General features: G+C 76.0%; 2 protein-coding genes and 1 pseudogene. All 3 read right to left on the reverse strand.

The annotated features are described in order from the left end of the window. Positions 1–6449 (reverse strand): SDR family NAD(P)-dependent oxidoreductase (locus AB0L25_RS40190; RefSeq protein WP_500178822.1); only part of this gene is annotated, 6449 nt, incomplete at its 3' end. Between the two features lie 33 nt (positions 6450–6482). After that, positions 6483–19751, reverse strand: a complete 13269-nt coding sequence (locus AB0L25_RS40195; RefSeq protein WP_500178824.1) for an SDR family NAD(P)-dependent oxidoreductase — start codon at positions 19749–19751, stop codon at positions 6483–6485. Next, positions 19737–20177, reverse strand: a pseudogene (locus AB0L25_RS40200) (acyltransferase domain-containing protein); the annotation flags it as partial. The gene AB0L25_RS40195 and the pseudogene AB0L25_RS40200, both read right to left, overlap by 15 nt. Positions 20178–20192 lie beyond the last annotated feature (15 nt).

Raw genomic sequence — 20192 nt, forward strand, 5'->3', positions numbered from 1 at the left:
TCGGCGTCGTGGTCTTCGGGCGTGGGAGCGGGGGGTTCTTCGAGGATGACGTGGGCGTTGGTGCCGCTGACGCCGAAGGAGGAGACGGCCGCGCGCCGGGGGCGATCCTCGGCCGGCCAGGGCGTGGGTTCGGTGAGGAGGGAGACGGCGCCGGCGTCCCAGTCGACGTGCGGGGTGGGCTCGTCGGCGTGCAGGGTTCTCGGAAGTTCGTGGTGGTGCATCGCCTGGACGAGCTTGATGACGCCGGCGACGCCGGCGGCGGCCTGCGTGTGGCCGATGTTGCTCTTGATGGACCCGAGCCAGAGCGGCCGGTCCCGGTCTTGCCCGTAGGTGTTGATGAGGGCTTGGGCTTCGATCGGGTCGCCGAGCTTCGTGCCGGTGCCGTGGGCTTCGACGGCGTCGATGTCGGCCGGTGTCAGGTCTGCGTTGGCCAGAGCCTGGTGGATGACGCGTTGCTGCGATGGCCCGTTGGGGGCGGTGAGCCCGTTGCTGGCCCCGTCCTGGTTGACCGCTGAGCCCTTGATGACGGCGAGGACGGGGTGGCCGTTGCGCCGGGCGTCCGATAGGCGTTCGAGCAGGAGCATGCCCGCGCCCTCGGCCCAACCGGTCCCGTCCGCGCCCGCGCCGAACGCCTTGCAGCGGCCGTCCGGGGAGAGTCCGCGCTGTCGGCTGAACTCGATGAAGACCGAAGGCGTGGCCATGACGGTGACACCGCCCGCCAGGGCGAGATCGCATTCGCCGTTGCGGAGTGCCTGACCCGCCAGGTGCAGGGCGACCAGGGACGAGGAGCAGGCGGTGTCGATCGTCACCGCAGGTCCCTCGAGCCCGAACGTGTAGGAGATCCGCCCCGACGCGACGCTTCCCGCGCTGCCGTTGCCGAGATGCCCCTCGAACGCTTCGGGGGAACGACCGAGGTAGAGGCGCGCTCCGTAGTCGTTGTACATGACGCCGGTGAACACCCCGGTCCGGCTCCCGCGCATGTCGTCCGAGGCGATGCGGGCCCGCTCCATGGCCTCCCACGAGGTCTCCAGCAGCAGCCGCTGCTGCGGATCCATCGCGGCCGCCTCGCGCGGGGAGATGCCGAAGAAGGCGGGGTCGAACAGGTCGGCTTCGTACAGGAAGCCGCCCCGGCGGGAGTAGCTCTTGCCGGGGCTGTCCGGGTCGGGGTCGTAGAGGGCGTCGATGTCCCAGCCGCGGTTGACGGGGAAGCCGCCGATGGCGTCGGTGCCCGAGGCGACGAGTTCCCACAGCTCCTCGGGCGTGGTGACGCCGCCGGGATAGCGGCACGCCATGCCGATGATCGCGAGGGGCTCGTCCGTGCCGCCGCGGGAGGTGGCCGCGGTGGCGGCTCGGTCGAGTCCGTCGAGGAGGAACCGGGCCAGCGGCTCCGGCCTGGGATGGTCGAAGACCAGCGTGGCCGGCAGGGAACGGCCGGTCGCCTTCTCCAGCCGGTTCCGCAGATCGATGGCGGTGAGCGAGTCGAACCCGAGGTCGCTGAACGCCGTGCCGGGGTCCAGCGACGCGGCGGAGCCGTGCCCGAGGACGGCCGCGGCCTCCGACAGCACCAGGTCGAGCGTGGCCGCGTACCGTTCGGTGGCGGACAGCCCGGCGAGGCCGCCGAGCCATCCGGACGCCGCCGCGCCGTTCGCGTCGCGGCGCCGGGGGGACGCCTTGACGAGACCGCCGAGCAGCACGGGCAGCCGTTCCGCCTCGGCCTGGGCGCGGAGGACGGGCCGGTCCCATCGCACCGGCACGATGCACGCCTCGCCCGACGCGAGGGCGGCGTCGAACAGGGCGACGCCCTCCGCCGCGGACAGCGGCAGGACTCCGGAGCGGCGAATGCGCTCGACGTCGGCTTCGCCCAGGCGTCCGGTGATCCCGCCCGCCGGTTCCCACAGGCCCCAGGCGAGGGAGGTCGCGGGCAGCCCTTGGGCCCGGCGATGCAGCGCGAGCGCGTCGAGGTAGGCGTTCGCCGCCGCGTAGTTGCCCTGCCCGGCGCCGCCGAGGACCCCGGCGAGGGACGAGTAGAGCACGAACGCGTCGAGGTCGAGGTGCCGGGTCAGCTCGTGCAGATGCCATGCGGTGTCGGCTTTCGGCCGGAACACCCGGTCGAGCCGTTCCTCGGTGAGCGAGGTGAGGACGCCGTCGTCGGTGACGCCCGCGGTGTGCACCACGGCGGTCAGCGGGCGCTCCGGCGGCACGGAGTCGAGCAGCCGTGCGAGCGCCGCGCGGTCGGCCGTGTCGCAGGCGGCGATCGTCACCGTCGCGCCGAGCCCGGTCAGGTCGTCCGCCAGCGCGTCCGCGCCCTCGGCGTCGGGACCGCGCCTGCTGGCCAGCAGGACGCCGCGGACGCCGTGCCGCCGCACCAGATGGCGGGCGATGATCGCGCCGAGCCCGCCGGTCCCCCCGGTGATCAGGACGGTGCCGTCCGGCCGGAGACCGGGGGAGACTTCGCCGGGCTGCGCGGGGACGAGGCGGGGGACCAGCGGGGTGCCGTCGCGGAGGGCGACCTGCGGCTCCCCGGTCGCCAGCGCGGCGGCGACCGCCTCCGGCGCGGCCTCGGCCTCGTCGACGTCCAGCAGGACGATCCGGCCGGGATGCTCGGTCTGCGCCGCGCGGACCAGGCCCCACACCGCGGCGGCGCCGAGGTCCGGGGCCGCGGAGCCGACGGCGCCGTGCGTGACGACGGCGAGGCGCGCCTCGCCCGCGAGTCCCTCCTTGAGCTCGCGGAGGACGTGCGCGGTCGCGGACCGCGGATCGGTGTGCCGGCCCGCGGGGACCTCGATGAGGACCGGATCCGGCGCGTCCGCGCCGTCCCCGCCCGCCGCCTCGACCCAGTCCACCCGGAAGAGGTCGGCGGACGGCGCTCGCGGTGCGACCTGGTCGGCGGTGACCGGCCGCACCGCGAGGGACTCCACGGTGGCGACCGGAGCGCCCGCACGGTCGGTGAGCCGCAGCGTGAAGGCGCCGTCCTCGCGCGCGCGGAACCGGACGCGCACCGCGGTGGCGCCGGGAAGGTGCAGGTCGACGCCGCTCCAGGAGAACGGGACGCGAAGCGGGCCGGCGGCCTCCGCGACGGCGTGCAGTGCGGCGTCCAGCAAGGCCGGATGGAGCCCGTAGCCGGTGGCCCCGACGTCGTCGGGCAGCTCCGCCTCGGCGAACACCTCGTCCCCGGCGCGCCATGCCGCGCGCAGCCCCGAGAAGGCGGGCCCGTAGCCGAGACCGAGGTCGCCGAGCCCGTCGTGGAGCCCGTCGACGTCGATGGGAACGGCGTCGTCCGGCGGCGGCCACGCGGGCTCTCCGATGAGCTTTTCCGCGGGCTCCCGGCGGGATTCCTCCAGGGTTCCGGTGGCGTGCCGGATCCAGGGCTCCTCATCGTGCCGGGAGTGAACCGTGATTCCGCGGCGGCCTGAACCGTCCGGGGCGTCCAGGGCGATCTGGACCTGGACGGAGCCGCCTTCGGGCAGGACGAGCGGTGCTTCCAGGGTGAGGTCCCGCAGCCGGTGCGTGCCCGTGTGCTCGCCCGCGTGCAGCGCGAGCTCGACGAACGCGGTGCCGGGCAGCACGGTGGTCCCGGCGACGGAATGCTCGGCGAGCCAGGGCTGCGCCCGGGCGGACAGCCGTCCCGTCAGCAGGAGCCCGTCGCCGTCGGCGAGCTCGACGACGGCGCCCAGCAGCGGGTGGTCGCTGGTTCCCAGTCCCGCGCCCGACACGTCGCCCGCGCCCGCGGGCGCGTCGATCCAGTAGCGCCGCCGCTGGAAGGCGTACGTGGGCAGCTCCGTCCGGCGTCCGGGCAGCAGCGACTCCCAGGCGACCGGGACGCCGTGGACGTGCGCCTCGGCGACGGCGGCCACCAGGGCCGGTACCTCGGGACGGCCCCGGCGCCGGGCGGGGATCACGGCGGCTTCGCGGCCGGCTTCGCGGAGGGTCTCGCGGGCGCCCGGGGTGAGGACCGCGTCGGGTCCGATCTCGATGATGCGGACGGCGCCGGCGGCGTGGAGGGCGCGGACGCCGTCGGCGAAGCGCACGGTCTCGCGGATGTGCCGGGCCCAGTAGCGCGGCGAGCGGAGCCGGTCCGCGGTCGCGGGCTCGCCGGTCACGTTCGAGACGATCGGGACGGCGGGCGGAGCGTAGGCCAGGCTCGCGGCGATCTCCTCGAACCGGTCGAGCACGTCGTCCATGTGGGGGGAGTGGAAGGCGTGGCTCACCCGGAGCGGCCTGGTCTTGCGGCCGTCGGCGGCGAAGCGCGCGGCGATCTCCGCGACGGCCTCCCGGTCGCCGGACACGACGACGGAGTTCGGCGCGTTCACCGCGGCGACGGCGACGCGCTCGTCAAGCCGGGGCAGGACCTCCCGTTCGGTCGCCTGGACGGCGACCATGGCGCCGTCGGAGCGGGCGGCCTGCATGAGGCGGCCGCGCGCGGTGACCAGCCGGGCGGCGTCGGGAAGCGTGAGCACCCCGGCGAGGTGGGCCGCGGTCAGCTCGCCGATCGAATGCCCGATGAGCAGGTCCGGGGTCACGCCCCACGAGGCGAGCAGCCGGTGCAGGGCCGTCTGGAAGGCGAAGAGGGCCGCCTGCGTGTGGACCGTCCGGTCGAGGTCGGTGGAATCCGGCTCGAACATCACCTCGGTGATCGGCCGGTCGAGGTGCGGGTCGAGGTGCGCGGCGGCCTCGTCGAGGGCGGACGCGAATTCGGGGAAGGCCGCGTACAGTTCACGGCCCATGCCTGGGCGCTGGCTGCCCTGGCCGGAGAACATGAACGCGGTCCGTCCGGCCAGGACGGTGCCGCTCACCGCGTTCGCCGCCGGCTCGCCCCGGGCGAAGGCCGCCAGGGCGTCCGAGACCGTCTCGGGAGACTCCGGGACGAACGCCGCGCGGTACTCGAACGCCGCGCGGCCTGTGGCGAGCGAGTGGGCGACGTCGGCGGGGTCCGGTCCGGTCGGTCCGCACAGTTCGCTCAGCCGCGCCGCCTGGGCGCGCAGCGCCTCCTCGCTCTTCGCGGAGATCAACCACGGCGCCGGGGCGAGCCCGGGGCCGGGGCCCGCCCCCTCGTCGCCCGCTTCCTCCTCGGCGGGCGCCTGCTCCAGGACGACGTGCGCGTTGGTGCCGCTGATGCCGAACGAGGAGACCGCGGCCCGGCGGGGCCGCCCGGTGTCCGGCCAGCGGACCGGCTCGGTGAGCAGCCGGACGGGCGCGGCGTCCCAGTCGACGTGCGGGGTCGGCTCGTCCACGTGCAGGGTCTCGGGCAGCCGGCCGTGCCGGACCGCCATGACCATTTTGATGATCCCGGCGACCCCGGCGGCGGCCTGGGCGTGCCCGATGTTGGACTTGACGGAGCCGAGCCACAAGGGCCGGTCGCGGTCGCGGCCGTAGGTGTCCAGGAGCGCCTGCGCCTCGATGGGGTCGCCCAGGCTCGTCCCGGTGCCGTGGCCCTCGACGGCGTCCACGTCGTCCGGGGCCAGACCGGCGTCGTTCAGCGCCTGCCGGATGACGCGCTGCTGGGACGGCCCGTTGGGGGCGGTGAGGCGGCTGCTGGCGCCGTCCTGGTTGACGGCGGAACCGCGGACGACCGCCAGCACCGGGTGGCCGTTGCGGCGTGCGTCCGACAGGCGCTCCACCAGCAGGAGCCCGGCGCCCTCCCCCCATCCGGTGCCGGCCGCGCCGGCCGCGTACGCGCGGCACCGGCCGTCCGGGGACAGCCCGCGCTGCCGGCTGAACTCGATGAAGCTGCCCGGGGACGCCATGACGGTGACGCCCCCTGCGAGCGCGAGGTCGCAGTCGCCGTCGCGGAGCGCCCGCACGGCCAGATGCAGGGCCACCAGCGACGACGAGCACGCGGTGTCCACCGTGACGGCGGGACCCTCGAACCCGAAGGTGTAGGCGACCCGGCCGGAGGCGATGCTGCCCGCGCTGCCGCTGGTCAGGTAGCCCTCGAACTCCTCGGGGGCCCGCGGCAGCCGCGAGGCGTAGTCGTTGTACATCACGCCGGTGAAGACGCCGGTGCGGCTGCCGCGCACGCCGTGCGGGTCGATGCCGGCCCGCTCCAGCGCCTCCCACGCCGTCTCCAGCAGCAGCCGCTGCTGAGGGTCGACGGCCAGCGCCTCCCGCGGGCTGATGCCGAAGAAGCCGGCGTCGAAGTCGGCGGCGTCGTGCAGGAACCCGCCCTCGCGCACGTACGACTTCCCCGGCGCGTCCGGATCCGGGTCGTACAGGGCGTCCACGTCCCAGCCTCGATCGGCCGGGAAGCCCGTCACCGCGTCCACACCGCCGTCGACCAGCTCCCAGAACTCTCCGGGGGAGGTCACGCCGCCCGGGAAACGGCACCCGTTCCCGATGATCGCGATGGGTTCCCGCCGGGCGGCCTCGGCATCGTGCAGCCGCCGGTGGGTCACCTGGAGCTCGGCCGTGACCCGCTTGAGATAGTCGCGGAGCTTCTCCTCGTTCGCCATGCGCAGTGGTTCCCTTCGCAGTGGTCCGCGGGCTCAGGCCCTGCCCAGCTCGTCGTCGATGAGTTCGAAGATCTCGTCGTCGGAGGCCGCCTCGATCCGGGCGGCGGGGTGAACGTCGTCGTGCCGGTCCCGCCCGCCGGCGGCGTCGAGCCGGGCGAGGAGGCCGCGCAGCCGCAGCGCCAGCCGGGCGCGGTCGTCCGCGGAGCCGGGGACGTCCGGCTCGGCTTCGAGCAGGTCGAGCACGGCCTGGACGGACGATCCGCCGGGGCCGCCGGGGACACCCGGGGCGATCGCGGACCGCAGGTGCGCGGCGAGCGAGCGGGGAGTGGGATGGTCGAACATCAGCGTGGCGGGCAGCCGCCGCCCCACCACCGCTCCGAGCCGGTTACGCAGCTCCACCGCCGTGAGGGAGTCGAATCCCTGGTCCATGAATCCGCGGTCCGCGGCGACCGCGTCCGCGGCGGGATGACCGAGGGCGCCCGCGGCCTCGGCGCGCACCAGGTCGAGCAGGACCCGGTCCTGCTCCTCGGGCGGTAGCCCGGCCAGCCGGTCCGCCAGGTCCCGTGTCCCGTCCCGGTCCGCCGCGCGCCGGACGGGGACGCGGACCAGGCCGCGCATCGGTGCGGCCAGGGCGCCCCTCGCCGCCTGGTCGCGCAGGGCCGGCAGGTCGAGCCCCGCCGGGACCGCCGCGGGACGGCCGAGGGCGATCGCGGCGTCGAACAGCGCGAGGCCCTCCCCGGTGGTGAGCGGGCTGATGCCCGTCCGGGCCATCCGGGCGCGGTCGTCCTCGCGGAGGGCTCCCGCCATGCCGCCGTCCTGGGCCCACAGTCCCCACGCGAGCGAGACGGCGGGCAGGCCCGCGGCCGCACGGTGCTGGGCGAGGGCGTCCAGGAACACGTTGGCCGCCGCGTAGTTGCCCTGCCCGGCGTTGCCGAGCGTGCCCGCGAGCGACGAGTAGAGGACGAACGCCGAAAGGTCCAGGTCGCGGGTCAGCTCGTGCAGGTTCCACGCCGCGTCCACCTTGGGCCGCAGCACGCCGCCCAGGCGGTCTTGCGTCAGCGCCCCGATGACGCCGTCGTCGACGACGCCCGCGGTGTGCACGACCGCCGTGAGCGGGTGCTCCGGGGGGATGCCCGCCAGCAGCGCGCCGAGCGCGTCGCGGTCGGCGGCGTCGCAGGCGGCCACGTCGACCCGCGCTCCGAGGCGGGTCAGCTCGGCCGCCAGCTCGGCGGCCCCGGGCGCGGCGGGGCCGCGCCGGCCGGTGAGCAAGAGGCGGCGCACGCCGTGCCGTTCCACGAGGTGGCGGGCGAGCACGCCGCCCAGCGCGCCGGCGCCGCCGGTGATGAGCACGGTCCCCTCCGCGGCGAAGCCCGCGGCGGCCTCCGCAGCCTCCCCGCCGGGGACGGCGCGCACGAGCCGGGGGACGTGCGCCCTCCCGCCGCGCAGCGCGAGCTGCGGCTCCCCGGTCGCGAGCGCGGCGGCGACGGCCTCCCGCGAGGGCGCGGACCCGTCGATGTCGAGCAGGACGACGCGGTCCGGGTTCTCGGTCTGGGTGGTGCGCGCGATCCCCCAGACCGGCGCGACCCGCACGTCCGGTGCCTCGCCGCCCACGGAGACGCCGCCGCGGGTGACGACCACGGCGCGGGATTCGGCGAGGCCCGGGTCGGCGAGCCAGTCGCGGACGAGCGCCAGGGCGGCGCCCGCCGCGGCGTGGACGTCGGCGACGACGTCGCCGGTGCCTCCGGCGACCGGCAGCAGCACCGTGTCCGGCGGCTCCGCGCCCGCCGCGACGGCGTCGCGCAGCGCGCCCAGGTCCGGGTACGTCCGGACGGGAAGGCCGAGATCGTCTTCGCCGACCGCGGCCCACGAGCGCGTGGACGCGGGCGGCTCCGCCACCGGGACGGGACGCCACTCCAGGGCGAACAGGGAGTCGTGCCCCGACCTCGGGGCGGCGCCGGTGAGGCGGTCCGCGTCGAGCGGCCGGGTCGTCAGCGACTCGACCGACAGCACCGGGCGCCCGTCCGGGGTCGCGGCGGTGATCCGCAGGCCGCCGTCGCCGGCCTCCTCCAGCCGTACGCGGAGCTCGTCCGCGCCGGTGGAGTGGACGATCACGCCGTTCCACGCGAACGGAAGCCGGACGCCCTCGCTCGCGTCCCCGCGTTCGGGCGCGGCGGGGTGCAGGGCGGCGTCCAGCAGGGCCGGATGGAGCGCGTATCCGCCGAGGTCCAGTTCGTCCGGCGGGCGCACCTGCGCGTAGAGGGTGCTCCCGGACCGCCACGCGGCCTCCAGGCCGCGGAACGCCGGACCGTAGCCCAGGCCGTGGCCGGCCAGCCGGGTGTACAGGTCGTCCACGCTCAGCGGCTCGGCTCCGGGCGGCGGCCAGGCCCCGACCGGGTCGGGGGCGGTGACCGGGCCGCCGGACAGGACGCCGGCCGCGTGCCTCCGCCAGGGGGACTCCGCACCGGGGCGGGAGTGCACGACGAGTGCCCGCCTGGCGTCCTCGCCCGGTTCGGAGACCACGACCTGCAACTGGACGGACCCGTCCGCGGGCAGCACGAGCGGGGCCTCCAGCGTGAGTTCGTCCAGCCGCTCCAGCCCCGCGTGGCGGCCCGCCTCGGCGGCCAGTTCCAGGAAGCCGGTGCCGGGGAACAGGACGGTGTCGCGGACCGCGTGGTCGGCGGGCCAGCCGGGCCCGGCCGCCGACACGGTGCCGGTGAGCACCAGCCCGGCGCCGTCGGCGAGCTCGATCGCGGTGCCGAGCAAAGGATGCCCGGTGGAGTCCGCCCCGCCCGCCGGGGCGCCCCCGGCCCGGCCGACCGGCCTCATCCAGTAGCGGCCGTGCTGGAACGCGTAGGTCGGCAGGTCGGTGCGCCGGGCCCCCGGATACAGGGCGTGCCAGTCGGGGACGGCGCCGCCGGCGACGGCCCGCGCGAGCGCGAGCGCGTACGTCGCGGTCTCGGGCCGGTCGCGGCGCAGTGCGGGGGCGAACGCGGCGGGCCGGTCCCCGGCGAGGCAGTCGGGCGCCATCGAGGCCAGTACCGAGTCCGGTCCGACCTCGACGAACGTGGTGACGCCCCGTTCTTGGAGAGTCCGGATGCCGTCGTGGAACCGGACCGCCTCCCGGACCTGGCGCACCCAGTGCTCGGCGGAGCAGAGGTCTTCCGCCGCGGCGACCTCCCCCGTCAGGTTGGACACGATGGGGATCGCGGGGGGCGCGTAGGAGAGTTCCTCCGCGACCTCGCGGAAGGCGTCGAGCATTCCCTCCATGCGGGCGGAGTGGAACGCGTGGCTCACCCGGAGGCGTCGGGCCTTCCCGCCGCGGGCGCGCCAGGCGTCCGCGACGGCCGAGACGGCGTCCTCGTCGCCCGAGATCACGGTCGAGGCGGGGCCGTTGACGGCCGCGACGCCGACCCGGTCGTCCGTGAGGAGCGGCAGTACCGCTTCCTCGGGGCCGTGCAGGGAGACCATCGCGCCGCCCCGGGGGAGCGCCTGCATCAGCCGACCGCGCGCGGCGACGAGGGCCGCCGCCGCCGGCAGCGGCAGGACGCCCGCCGCGTGCGCGGCGGCGAGTTCGCCGATGGAGTGGCCGATGAGGAAGTCCGGTGCGACGCCGTGGTGCTCCAGCAACCGGAACAGCGCGACCTCGAAGGCGAACAGGGAGGTCTGGGTGTAGACGGTCTCGTCGAGCAGGGCGGCGGCGTCGCCGAAGACGACCTCGCGCAGGGACCGGTCGAGATGCGGATCCAGGTGGGCGACGGCCTCGTCGAAGGCGTCCGCGAACGCGGGGAAGGCGTCGTACAGGTCCCGGCCCATGCCGGGACGCTGACTGCCCTGCCCGGTGAACATGAACGCGAGCCCGCCGGACGTGCCCGCGCGCACGACCCGCGGGGAGGATTTCCCCGCCGCGAGCGCGCCCAGCCCGTCGCGCAGTTCGTCGCGGTCCGCGGCCACGACCACCGCCCGCTCGTCGAGGGAGGGCCGGGCGGTGGCCAGGGAGAAGCCGATGTCCGCCGGTTCGGTGTCCGGGCGCCGGGTGAGGTGGCCCAGCAGGCGGCGCGCCTGCGCCCGCAGCGCCGGCTCGTCCCTTCCCGAGACGGGGAACGGCGTCGGAACGGGGACCGGCGGGGCCGGTTCCGGCCCGCGATCGGGTCCGGGGTCGGGCACGGGCGGCTGCTCGATGATGACGTGCGCGTTGGTGCCGCTGATCCCGAACGACGAGACGCCCGCGCGGCGGGGGGTCGGGCCGGCGGGCCACGGGACGGGTTCGGTCAGCAGGGAGATCGCGCCGGAGCTCCAGTCGACGTGCGGGGTCGGCTCGTCGATGTGGAGCGTCCGGGGGAGCTGTTCGTGTTCGAGGGCCAGGACCATCTTGATCACTCCCGCGACTCCGGCCGCGGCCTGGGCGTGCCCGATGTTGGACTTGACGGAGCCGAGCCACAGCGGCCGGTCGCGGTCCCGCCCGTAGGCGTCCAGGAGCGCCTGCGCCTCGATGGGGTCGCCGAGCGTCGTCCCGGTGCCGTGGGCCTCGGCGGCGTCCACGTCGTTCGGCGCCAGCCCCGCCGCGGCCATGGCCTGCCGGATCACGCGCTGCTGCGACGGCCCGTTGGGGGCGGTGAGCCCGTTGCTGGCGCCGTCCTGGTTGACGGCCGAGCCGCGGACGACGGCGAGGACCTTGTGGCCGTTGCGCCGGGCGTCCGACAGGCGCTCGACCAGCAGCATGCCCACGCCCTCCGACCAGCCCGCTCCGTCGGCGCACGCGGCGAACGGCTTGCACCGGCCGTCCGGAGACAGCGCGCGCTGCCGGCTGAACTCCACGAAGAAGTCCGGGGTGGCCATGACGGTGACGCCGCCCGCCAGGGCGAGGTCGCATTCGCCGTTGCGCAGCGACTGCCCGGCCAGGTGCAGCGCGACCAGGGACGAGGAGCAGGCGGTGTCGACCGTGACGGCCGGGCCCTCGAAGGCGAAGGTGTAGGCGATCCGGCCGGAGGCGACGCTGCCGGTGTTGCCGGTGGCCAGGTAGCCCTCCAGATCGTCGGGCGCGTCCGCGGCCCGGGCGCCGTAGCCGTTGTTCATCAGTCCGGCGAACACGCCGGTCGCGCTGCCGCGCAGATCGCCCGGGTCGATGCCCGCCCGTTCCACGGCCTCCCACGCGGCCTCCAGCAGCAGCCGCTGCTGCGGGTCGGCGGCGAGGGCCTCGCGCGGGCTCATGCCGAAGAAGGCGGCGTCGAACTCGGCGGCGCCGTCGAGGAATCCGCCGCGCCGGGTGTAGGTCCTGCCGGGCGTGCTCGGATCGGGGTCGAACAGGCCGTCCACGTCCCAGCCGCGGTCGGCGGGGAACTCCCCGGTCACGTCGGCGCCGTCCGCCAGCACCCGCCACAGGTCCTCCGGGGAGGCGATGCCGCCGGGGAAGCGGCAGCTCATCCCGATGATCGCGATCGGCTCGGCACCGGTGTCCCGCACGGTGGCGCGGGACGCCGCGGCGGCGGACGCGGCGGTGTCCGCGTCGCGGAACAGCCTGCCGCGGAGCGCCCCGGCCAGCCGCTCCGGCGTGGGGTGGTCGAAGACCATCGTGGCGGGCAGCCGCAGCCCCGTGGCGGTGCTCAGCCGGTTGCGGAGCTCCACCGCGGTGAGGGAGTCGAATCCGATCTCCTTGAAGGGCCGCCGCGCGGCGACCGCGGCGGGGTCGGCGTGCCCGAGGACGCCGGCGACCTGGGCGCGGACGAGGTCCAGCAGCGCCTCGTCCCGTTCCTTCTCGGGGAGCCCCGCCAGCCGCTCCGCGGGCGGGACGCCGTCCGCGGCTCCCCCCGCCGCCCGCTTGAGCGGCGGACGGATCAGCCCGCGCAGCACGGCGGGCAGGTCCTCCTGCCCGCGCGGGGTAGCCGCGTCCAGCCGGAACGGGACCAGGTGGGCGTCGTCGTGGGTGAGCGCCGCGTCGAACAGGGCCAGCCCGCGTTCCGCCGCCATCGGCGCGATGCCCGTCCGGGCCAGCCGTGCGAGCCCGGCCTCGCCGAGCCCGCCGGTCATGCCGCTGGCCTCCTCCCACAGGCCCCAGGCGAGCGAGACGGCCGGCAGCCCCAGCGAGCGCCGGTGCGCGGCGAGCCCGTCGAGGAGGGCGTTGGCCGCCGCGTACCCGGCCTGCCCGGCGGTGCCGATCGTGCCGGCGACGGAGGAGAACAGCACGAACGCCGCCAGGTCCAGGTCGGCGGTGAGCTCGTGAAGGTACCAGGCGCCGCCGGTCTTCGGGCGCATCACCGACGCGACCCGCTCGGGCGTCTGCGCTTCGACCGGCGCGTCGTCCAGGACGCCGGCGGCGTGCACCACCGCGGTCAGCGGATGGTCCGCCGGAACGTCCGCCAGGAGACCGGCCAGCGCGTCCCGGTCGGCCACGTCGCACGCGGCCACGGTGACCTCGGCGCCCAGCTCGCGGAGCTCGGCGGCCAGAGCGGCGGCGCCCGGCGCGTCGGGGCCGCTCCGCCCGGCCAGCAGCAGGCGGCGCACGCCGTGCCGGACCACCAGGTGGCGGGCGAGGAGACCGCCCAGCGTTCCGGTGCCGCCGGTGATCAGCACCGTCCCGTCGGGCGGGAGCGTCCCGATCCCGCCCCCGCCCGCGTCGGGGACGCGGGCGAGGCGCGGGACGCGGGCGACGCCGTCGCGGACGGCGACCTGCGGCTCCGTCCCGGCCAGCGCCCCCGGCGGCGGGGCGTGCTCGTCCAGGTCGACCAGCGCGAAGCGGCCCGGGTGCTCGGTCTGGGCGGCCCGCACCAGACCCCAGACCGCCGCATGGCCGAGATCGCCGACACCCTCGCCGGGGACGGCCTCGACCGCGCCGCGCGTCACGATCACCAGGCGGGAGCCGGTGTCGCCCTCGTCGGCGAGCCGCCCACGGACGAGCTCCAGCGCCCGGTCGACGGTGTCGCGCGGCGGGACCCCGGACTCCAGCCGCGCGACCACCGCCGTCGGCCCGTCCGGGATCGCCGCCGCGGGAGCCTGCGGCCACTCGACCCTGTAGAGGGAGCCCTCGTGCGCGGCGGCGGCGAGCGTCGCGGGCTCGATCGGCCGCAGCACCAGGGCGTCGATCGACGCGACCGGCCGCCCGGCGGGGTCGGCCACCGCGACGGCCACCGTGTCGGGCCCCCGGGGGGTGAGCCGCACCCGGAGTTCGGTGGCGCCCGCCGCGTGCAGCGACACCCCGGACCACGAGAACGGCAGCAGGCCGTCCGGCCGCTCACCGAGCAGCCCGAGGACGATGGGGTGCAGCGCGGCGTCGAGCAGCGCGGGGTGCAGGCCGAACCCCTGCGGCTCGGCGGGCGGCGCGACCTCGGCGAAGATCTCGTCGCCGGCGCGCCAGGCGGCGCGCAGGCCCTGGAACGCGGGGCCGTACCCGTACCCCAGCGCGGCCAGCCGTCCGTACGGTTCCGCCAGGTCGACCGGTTCGGCGCCGGGCGGCGGCCAGGCCCCCGGCACGGGGGCGGCGGCGGGCGGCGCGGCGGGCGCCAACGTCCCGGCGGCGTGGCGGGTCCACGGCGCGTCGGGTCCGGCGCCGACCCGCCGCGAGTGGAGCGTCACCGTCCGCCGTCCGTCCTCGCCCGGGGCTCCGACGGCGAGCTGCACCTGGTGGCCGTCGCGCTCGTCGAGCACCAGCGGCGCCTCGAGCGTGAGCTCCTCCACGCGTTCGGAGCCGGCCGCCCGCCCGGCGTGCAGCGCGGCCTCCAGGAAGGCCGTGCCCGGCAGCAGCACCGTGCCGTGCACGGCGTGGTCGGCCAGCCAAGGATGGGCGTGCACGGACACGCGGCCGGTGTAGAGCCGCCCGTCGTGGTCGGCCTGAGCGACCACGGCGCCCAGCAGCGGATGCCCGGCGTCCTCCAGCCCGGCGGTCGAGACGTCCGCCTCCGCGGACGCGTCGAGCCAGTACCGCCGCCGCTGGAACCGGTAGGTCGGCAGGTCGACGCGCCGGCCTTCCGGCACCGCGCGCCGCCAGTCCACGGGAAGGCCCGCCGTGTACGCCTCGGCCAGGGAGGTCAGAAAGCGGCCGGGTCCGCCGTCGTCGCGGCGCAGCGACCCCACCGCGAACGCCGCGGAGAGCGGCCCCTCGTCGATGCTTTCCTGGATCCCCACGGTGAGCACCGGGTGCGGGCTGACCTCGATGAAGGCGCCGTGGCCCGAACGGAGGAGCCCCCGGGTGACGTCGGCGAACCGCACCGTCTCCCGCAGGTTGCGGTACCAGTAGCGGGCGTCCAGGGAGGCGCCGTCCAGCGGGGCGCCGGTCACCGTCGAGTGGAACGGGATCTCCGCCGACCGCGGGCGGACGGCGGCGAGCGTCTCCAGCAGCTCGTCCCGGACGGCCTCGACGTGCGGCGAGTGCGAGGCGTAGTCGACCGGGACCACGCGGAACCGGACGTCCGCCGCCGCGGCCTCGGCCCCGAGCTCGGCCAGCGCCGCCGGGTCTCCGGCGACCACCACCGACCGGGCCCCGTTCACGGCCGCGACGGCCAGCCGGTCGCCCCACCGGGCCAGCCGCGCGACCGCCTGCTCCTCCGGGAGCGCGAGCGACGCCATGCCGCCGGTCCCGGAGAGCCGCGCGATCGCGCGGCTGCGCAGCGCCACCACGAGCGCGGCGTCCTCCAGCGACAGGGCGCCCGCCACGTGGGCGGCGGCGATCTCCCCCTGCGAGTGACCGACCACGGCCGCGGGTTCGACACCGTGGGAGCGCCACAGCCGGGCGAGCGACACCATGACCGCGAACAGCGCCGGCTGGACGACGTCCACGGCGGCCAGCGCCTCCTCGTCGCCCAGCACGTCGTCCAGTGACCAGGGAACGTGGGCGGCGAGCGCGTCCGCGCACTCCCGCATCGAGCGGGCGAAGGCCGGGGACCGCGCGGCGAGGTCCAGCGCCATGCCCGCCCATTGCGACCCCTGGCCGGGGAACACGAACACCGGCTCGCCGACCTCGCCGGACACGCCGGCGACCGGGCCCGGCAGGCCCTCCGCGACCGCGCCCAGGCCGTCCAGCAGCTCGTCCCGGGTCTCGCCGAGGACCACGGCGCGATGCTCGAACGCGGTCCGGCCGGTGGCGAGGGAACGCCCCACGTCGGCCGCGGTGCGGTCGGGAGCGGCGGCGACGGTGTCGCGGAGCAGCCGCGCGTTCGCGCGCAGCGCGTCGGCGGTGCGGCCGGAGACGACCCACGGGACCGGCCCCGTCCCCTGCGCCGGAGCGTCGGCGGCGTCCTCCCCGGGAGCCCGCCGCGCCTCGGCCTCGTCGTCCGGGGCGGGCGCCTGCTCGAGCACGACGTGCGCGTTGGTGCCGCTCACGCCGAACGCCGAGACCCCGCCGCGGCGCGGCCGGTTCTCCGCCGTCCACGGCGTCTCCTCCGTGAGCAGGCGCACCGCTCCGGCGTCCCAGTCGACGTGCGGGGTGGGCTCGTCGGCGTGCAGGGTCCGGGGCAGCACACCGTGCCGCATCGCCATGACCATCTTGATGACCCCGGCGATCCCGGCGGCCGCCTGGGTGTGCCCGATGTTCGACTTGATCGAGCCGAGCCAGAGGGGCTTCTCCCGGTCCCGACCGTAGGCGGCGATGATCGCCTGAGCCTCGATGGGATCGCCGAGCGTGGTCCCCGTGCCGTGCGCCTCGACCGCGTCGACGTCGGCGGGGGCCAGTCCCCCCTGGGCGAGCGCCCGCCGGATCACGCGCTGCTGCGCCGGACCGCTCGGCGCGGTCAGGCCGTTGCTGGCCCCGTCCTGGTTGACCGCGGAACCGCGCAGCACCGCCAGTACCGGATGCCCCTCCCGGCGTGCGTCCGACAGCCGTTCCAACAGGACCAGGCCGACGCCCTCCGACCAGCCGGTGCCGTCCGCGGCGGCGGAGAACGACCGGCACCGGCCGTCCCGCGACAGCCCGCGCTGGCGGCTGAACTCCACGAACGTCGCGGGGGTCGCCATCACCGCCGCGCCGCCCGCCAGCGCCAGGGAGCATTCACCGCTCCGCAGCGCCTGCGCGGCGAGATGCATCGCGACGAGGGACGACGAGCAGGCGGTGTCGACGGTGACCGCGGGTCCCTGGAATCCGAACAGGTACGACACGCGGCCGGAGGCGACGCTGCCGCGGCTGCCGTTGCCGAGATAGCCCTCCAGGCTCTCCGGCGCCCGCCGCACGCGCGAGCCGTAGTCGTTGTACATGATGCCGGTGAACACCCCGGTCTGACTGCCGCGCAGGCGCGTCGGGTCGATGCCCGCCCGCTCCAGAGCCTCCCAGGAGGTCTCCAAGAGCAGCCGCTGCTGCGGATCCATCGCCTCGGCCTCGCGCGGGCTGATCCCGAAGAAGGCGGCGTCGAACCGGTCCACATCGCGCAGGAACCCGCCGGACCGCGTGTACGAGGTGCCCGGGTGGTCGGGGTCGGGATCGAACAGCGCGCCGAGGTCCCAGCCGCGGTCCTCGGGGAACGCGCCGATCGCGTCGGTGCCCGAGCGGACCAGTTCCCACAGGTCCTCGGGCGAGGCCACGCCGCCCGGATAGCGGCAGGCCATGCCCACGATCGCGATCGGCTCGTCCGCCGGGCGGGCGGGCGCGGCGGCCTCCGCCCGGACGTCGTCGGGGCCGCCCGGCATGCGGTGCCGGAGATACGCGGCGACGGCCTCCGGCGTGGGGTGGTCGAAGACGAGCGTGGCCGGCAGCCGCAGCCCGGTCGCGGCGCCCAGCCGGTTCCGCAGCTCCACCGCGGTGAGGGAGTCGAACCCCATCTCCTTGAACGCCCGCTCGGCCTGGACGGACCCCGGTGCTTCGTGCCCGAGCACGGCCGCCACCTGGGCGCGGACGAGTTCGGCCACCTCCCGGTCGCGTTCGGCCTCCGGCAGCGCGGCCAGCGATTCCGCCCAGGACGACGGGGCCTCCGCCGCCGCGGCGGCGCGTCGTCCGCCGCGCACCATGCCGAGCAGGACCGCGGGCACCGTCCCGCCCCCGGCGCGCACGGACGCCAGGTCGAGCCTCGCGGGGACGACGGCCGGACGGCCGGTGCGCAGCGCGCCGTCGAAGAGCGACAGCCCCTGGTCGGTGGGCAGCGGGACGACGCCGCCGCGGCTCGCCCTTTCCAGGTCGCGGCGGTCGAGGTGCCCGGTCATCCCGCTGGCCTCCGCCCACAGGCCCCAGGCGAGCGAGGCGGCGGGGAGCCCCTGCGCGTGCCGGTGCTGGGCGAGGGCGTCGAGGAACGCGTTCGCGGCGGTGTAGTTGCCCTGGCCGGGACTGCCGAGCGTAGCGGTGACGGACGAGAACAGGACGAAGGCCGCCAGGTCGAGGTCCGCCGTCAGCTCGTGCAGGTGCCACGCCGCGTCGATCTTCGGGCGGAGCACCGCGTCCACACGCTCGCCGGTGAGCGAGGTGACGACGCCGTCGTCCAGCACACCGGCCGCGTGCACCACCGCGGTGAGCGGATGCTCGGGCGCGATGCCGGCGAGGACTCCCGCCAGCGCCTCCCGGTCGGCGGCGTCGCACGCCGCCACCGTCACTTCCGCGCCGTCGGCGGTGAGCTCCGCCGCCAGCCGCGCGGCGCGTTCGTCGGCGCCGCCGCGGCGCCCGAGCAGCAGCAGGCGGCGCACGCCGTGCGCGGCCACCAGGTGCCGGGCGAGGAGGCCGCCGAGCGTCCCGCCGCCACCGGTGATCAGTACCGTGCCGTCCGGGTCGAGCCGGGGGAGGGAGCCGTCCGGGGATGCCGTTGCGCGGGCGAGCCGGGGCACGTGCATCCTGCCGTCGCGCAGGGCGAGCTGCGGCTCTCCGGTGGCCAGCGCCCGGCCGACCGCCTTCAGCGAGACCGCCGCGTCGTCGACGTCGAGCAGCACGAGCCGTCCGGGATGCTCGGACTGGGCGGTGCGGACCAGTCCCCACAGCGGCGCCTGCGCCAGGCCCGGCACGTCCTCGCCAGGGCGCGCCGCTATCGCGCGGCGGGTGACGACCACCATCCGGGACGCGGAGAGCGCGTCCTCGGCCAGCCAGCCCTGGATCGTGCCGAGCACGTTCCGCACGACCTCGTGCGCCTTCTCCGCCAGGTCACCGTCCCGAGGTTCGGGCGCCGGGAGCACCACCAGCTCCGGTGCGGGCCGCGCCGCCGCGGAGAGCGACCCCGTCAGCGCCTCGAGGTCGGCGTGGCGTGCGCCGGGCAGGCCGGCCAGGACGCCGGGCGCTCCGCCGTCCAGGATCGCCGTCCGCACCGGGGCCGGGGCCGACGGGAGGGGCGGCGCGGACCACTCCACCGCGAAGAGGGAGTCCCGGCGCCCCGCACGGGCCAGGCCGCCGCGGGCGACCGGACGCAGCGTGAGCCGGTCGACGGAGATCACGGGACGTCCCGCGGCATCGGCGGCCGTGAGCGTCACCGCGTCCGGACCGGACGGGCGAAGGCGCACGCGCAGCTCCGCACCCGCAGTCGCGTGGCGGGCGACCCCCGACCAGGAGAACGGCAGGCGAGGCTCCGCGGACGCCCCCCGACCTCCGTCCTGCGACCGGACCGCGAGATGAAGGGCGGCGTCCAGCAGCGCCGGGTGGACGCCGAACGAGTCCGCGCCGGCGTCCTGCTCCGGAGCGAGGCGGACCTCGGCGAACAGTTCGTCGCCCGCGCGCCAGGCCGCCTGCACCCCCTGGAAGGCGGGGCCGTAGTCGTAACCCTGATCGGCGAGATCCTCGTACAGTCCGGTGAGGTCGACGGGTTCTCCGCTCTCCGGCGGCCAGGCGGCGGCGGCAGGTGGCGCCGAGCCCGCTTCCGCGGCGAAGAACCCCGCGGCGTGCCGGATCCAGCCGTCTTCGGATTCGCCGTCCGGACGGGAGTGCACGGTGACCGGGCTGCGTCCGGCCTCGTCGGCGGCGCCGATCGTGAGCTGGACCTGAACGGCCCCCGCCGGCGGCAACGGCAACGGGCTCTCCAGCGTGAGCTCCTCGAGCGCGCCCGCGCCCGACCGTTCACCCGCGTGGAGGGCGATGTCGATCAGCGCGGTCCCCGGCAGGACGACCGTCCCGGTGACGGCGTGGTCGGCGAGCCAGGGATGCGTTTCGAGTGAAAGGCGCCCGGTGAACACGGTGCCTTTCTCTTCGGCGAGGTGGAGGGTGGTGTCGAGGAACGGGTGGTGGTTTTGGGGGTGGGTGTTGTGGGTGTGGGGTGGTGTGGTGATCCAGTAGCGCTGTCGTTGGAATGGGTAGGTGGGGAGTGGGGTGTGCTGTGTGGGGGGTGGTGTTTTCCAGGGTGTGTTCGATGTGGTGTGGAGTTGTGCGATGGAGGTGGTGAATTTATGGTTTCCGCCGTTGTTTCGGTGGAGTGTGTCGATGGTGGTGGCGGGTGGGTTGTGGGGGTGGGTTTCGGTGGTTTCCTGGATGGCGGTGGTGAGGACGGGGTGGGGGCTGATTTCGATGTAGTGGGTGTGTTTGTGGTGGTGGAGTTGGTTGATGGTTTCTTGGAAGCGGACGGGTTGGCGGAGGTTTTGGAACCAGTATTCGGGGGTGAGGTTTTCGCCGTTGATGGGTTCGGTGGTGAGGGTGGAGTACAGCGGTGTGTGGGTGGCTTGGGGGGTGATGTCTTTCAGGGCGGTGAGGAGGTGCTGGTGGAGGGGTTCGACCGCAGGGGAGTGGGAGGGATAGTCGACCCGGATGCGGCGGGCGTGGACGTTGTTGTCCTGGCAGGTGACGAGCAATTGCTCAATTGCGTCGGCGGGGCCGGCGACGATGGTGGTGGTGGGGCCGTTGTGTGCGGCGATGGTGGTGTGGGGTGG

Origin of the sequence: Spirillospora sp. NPDC052242, from assembly GCF_040679555.1 — a bacterium.
Classification (GTDB): Bacteria; Actinomycetota; Actinomycetes; order Streptosporangiales; family Streptosporangiaceae; genus Spirillospora.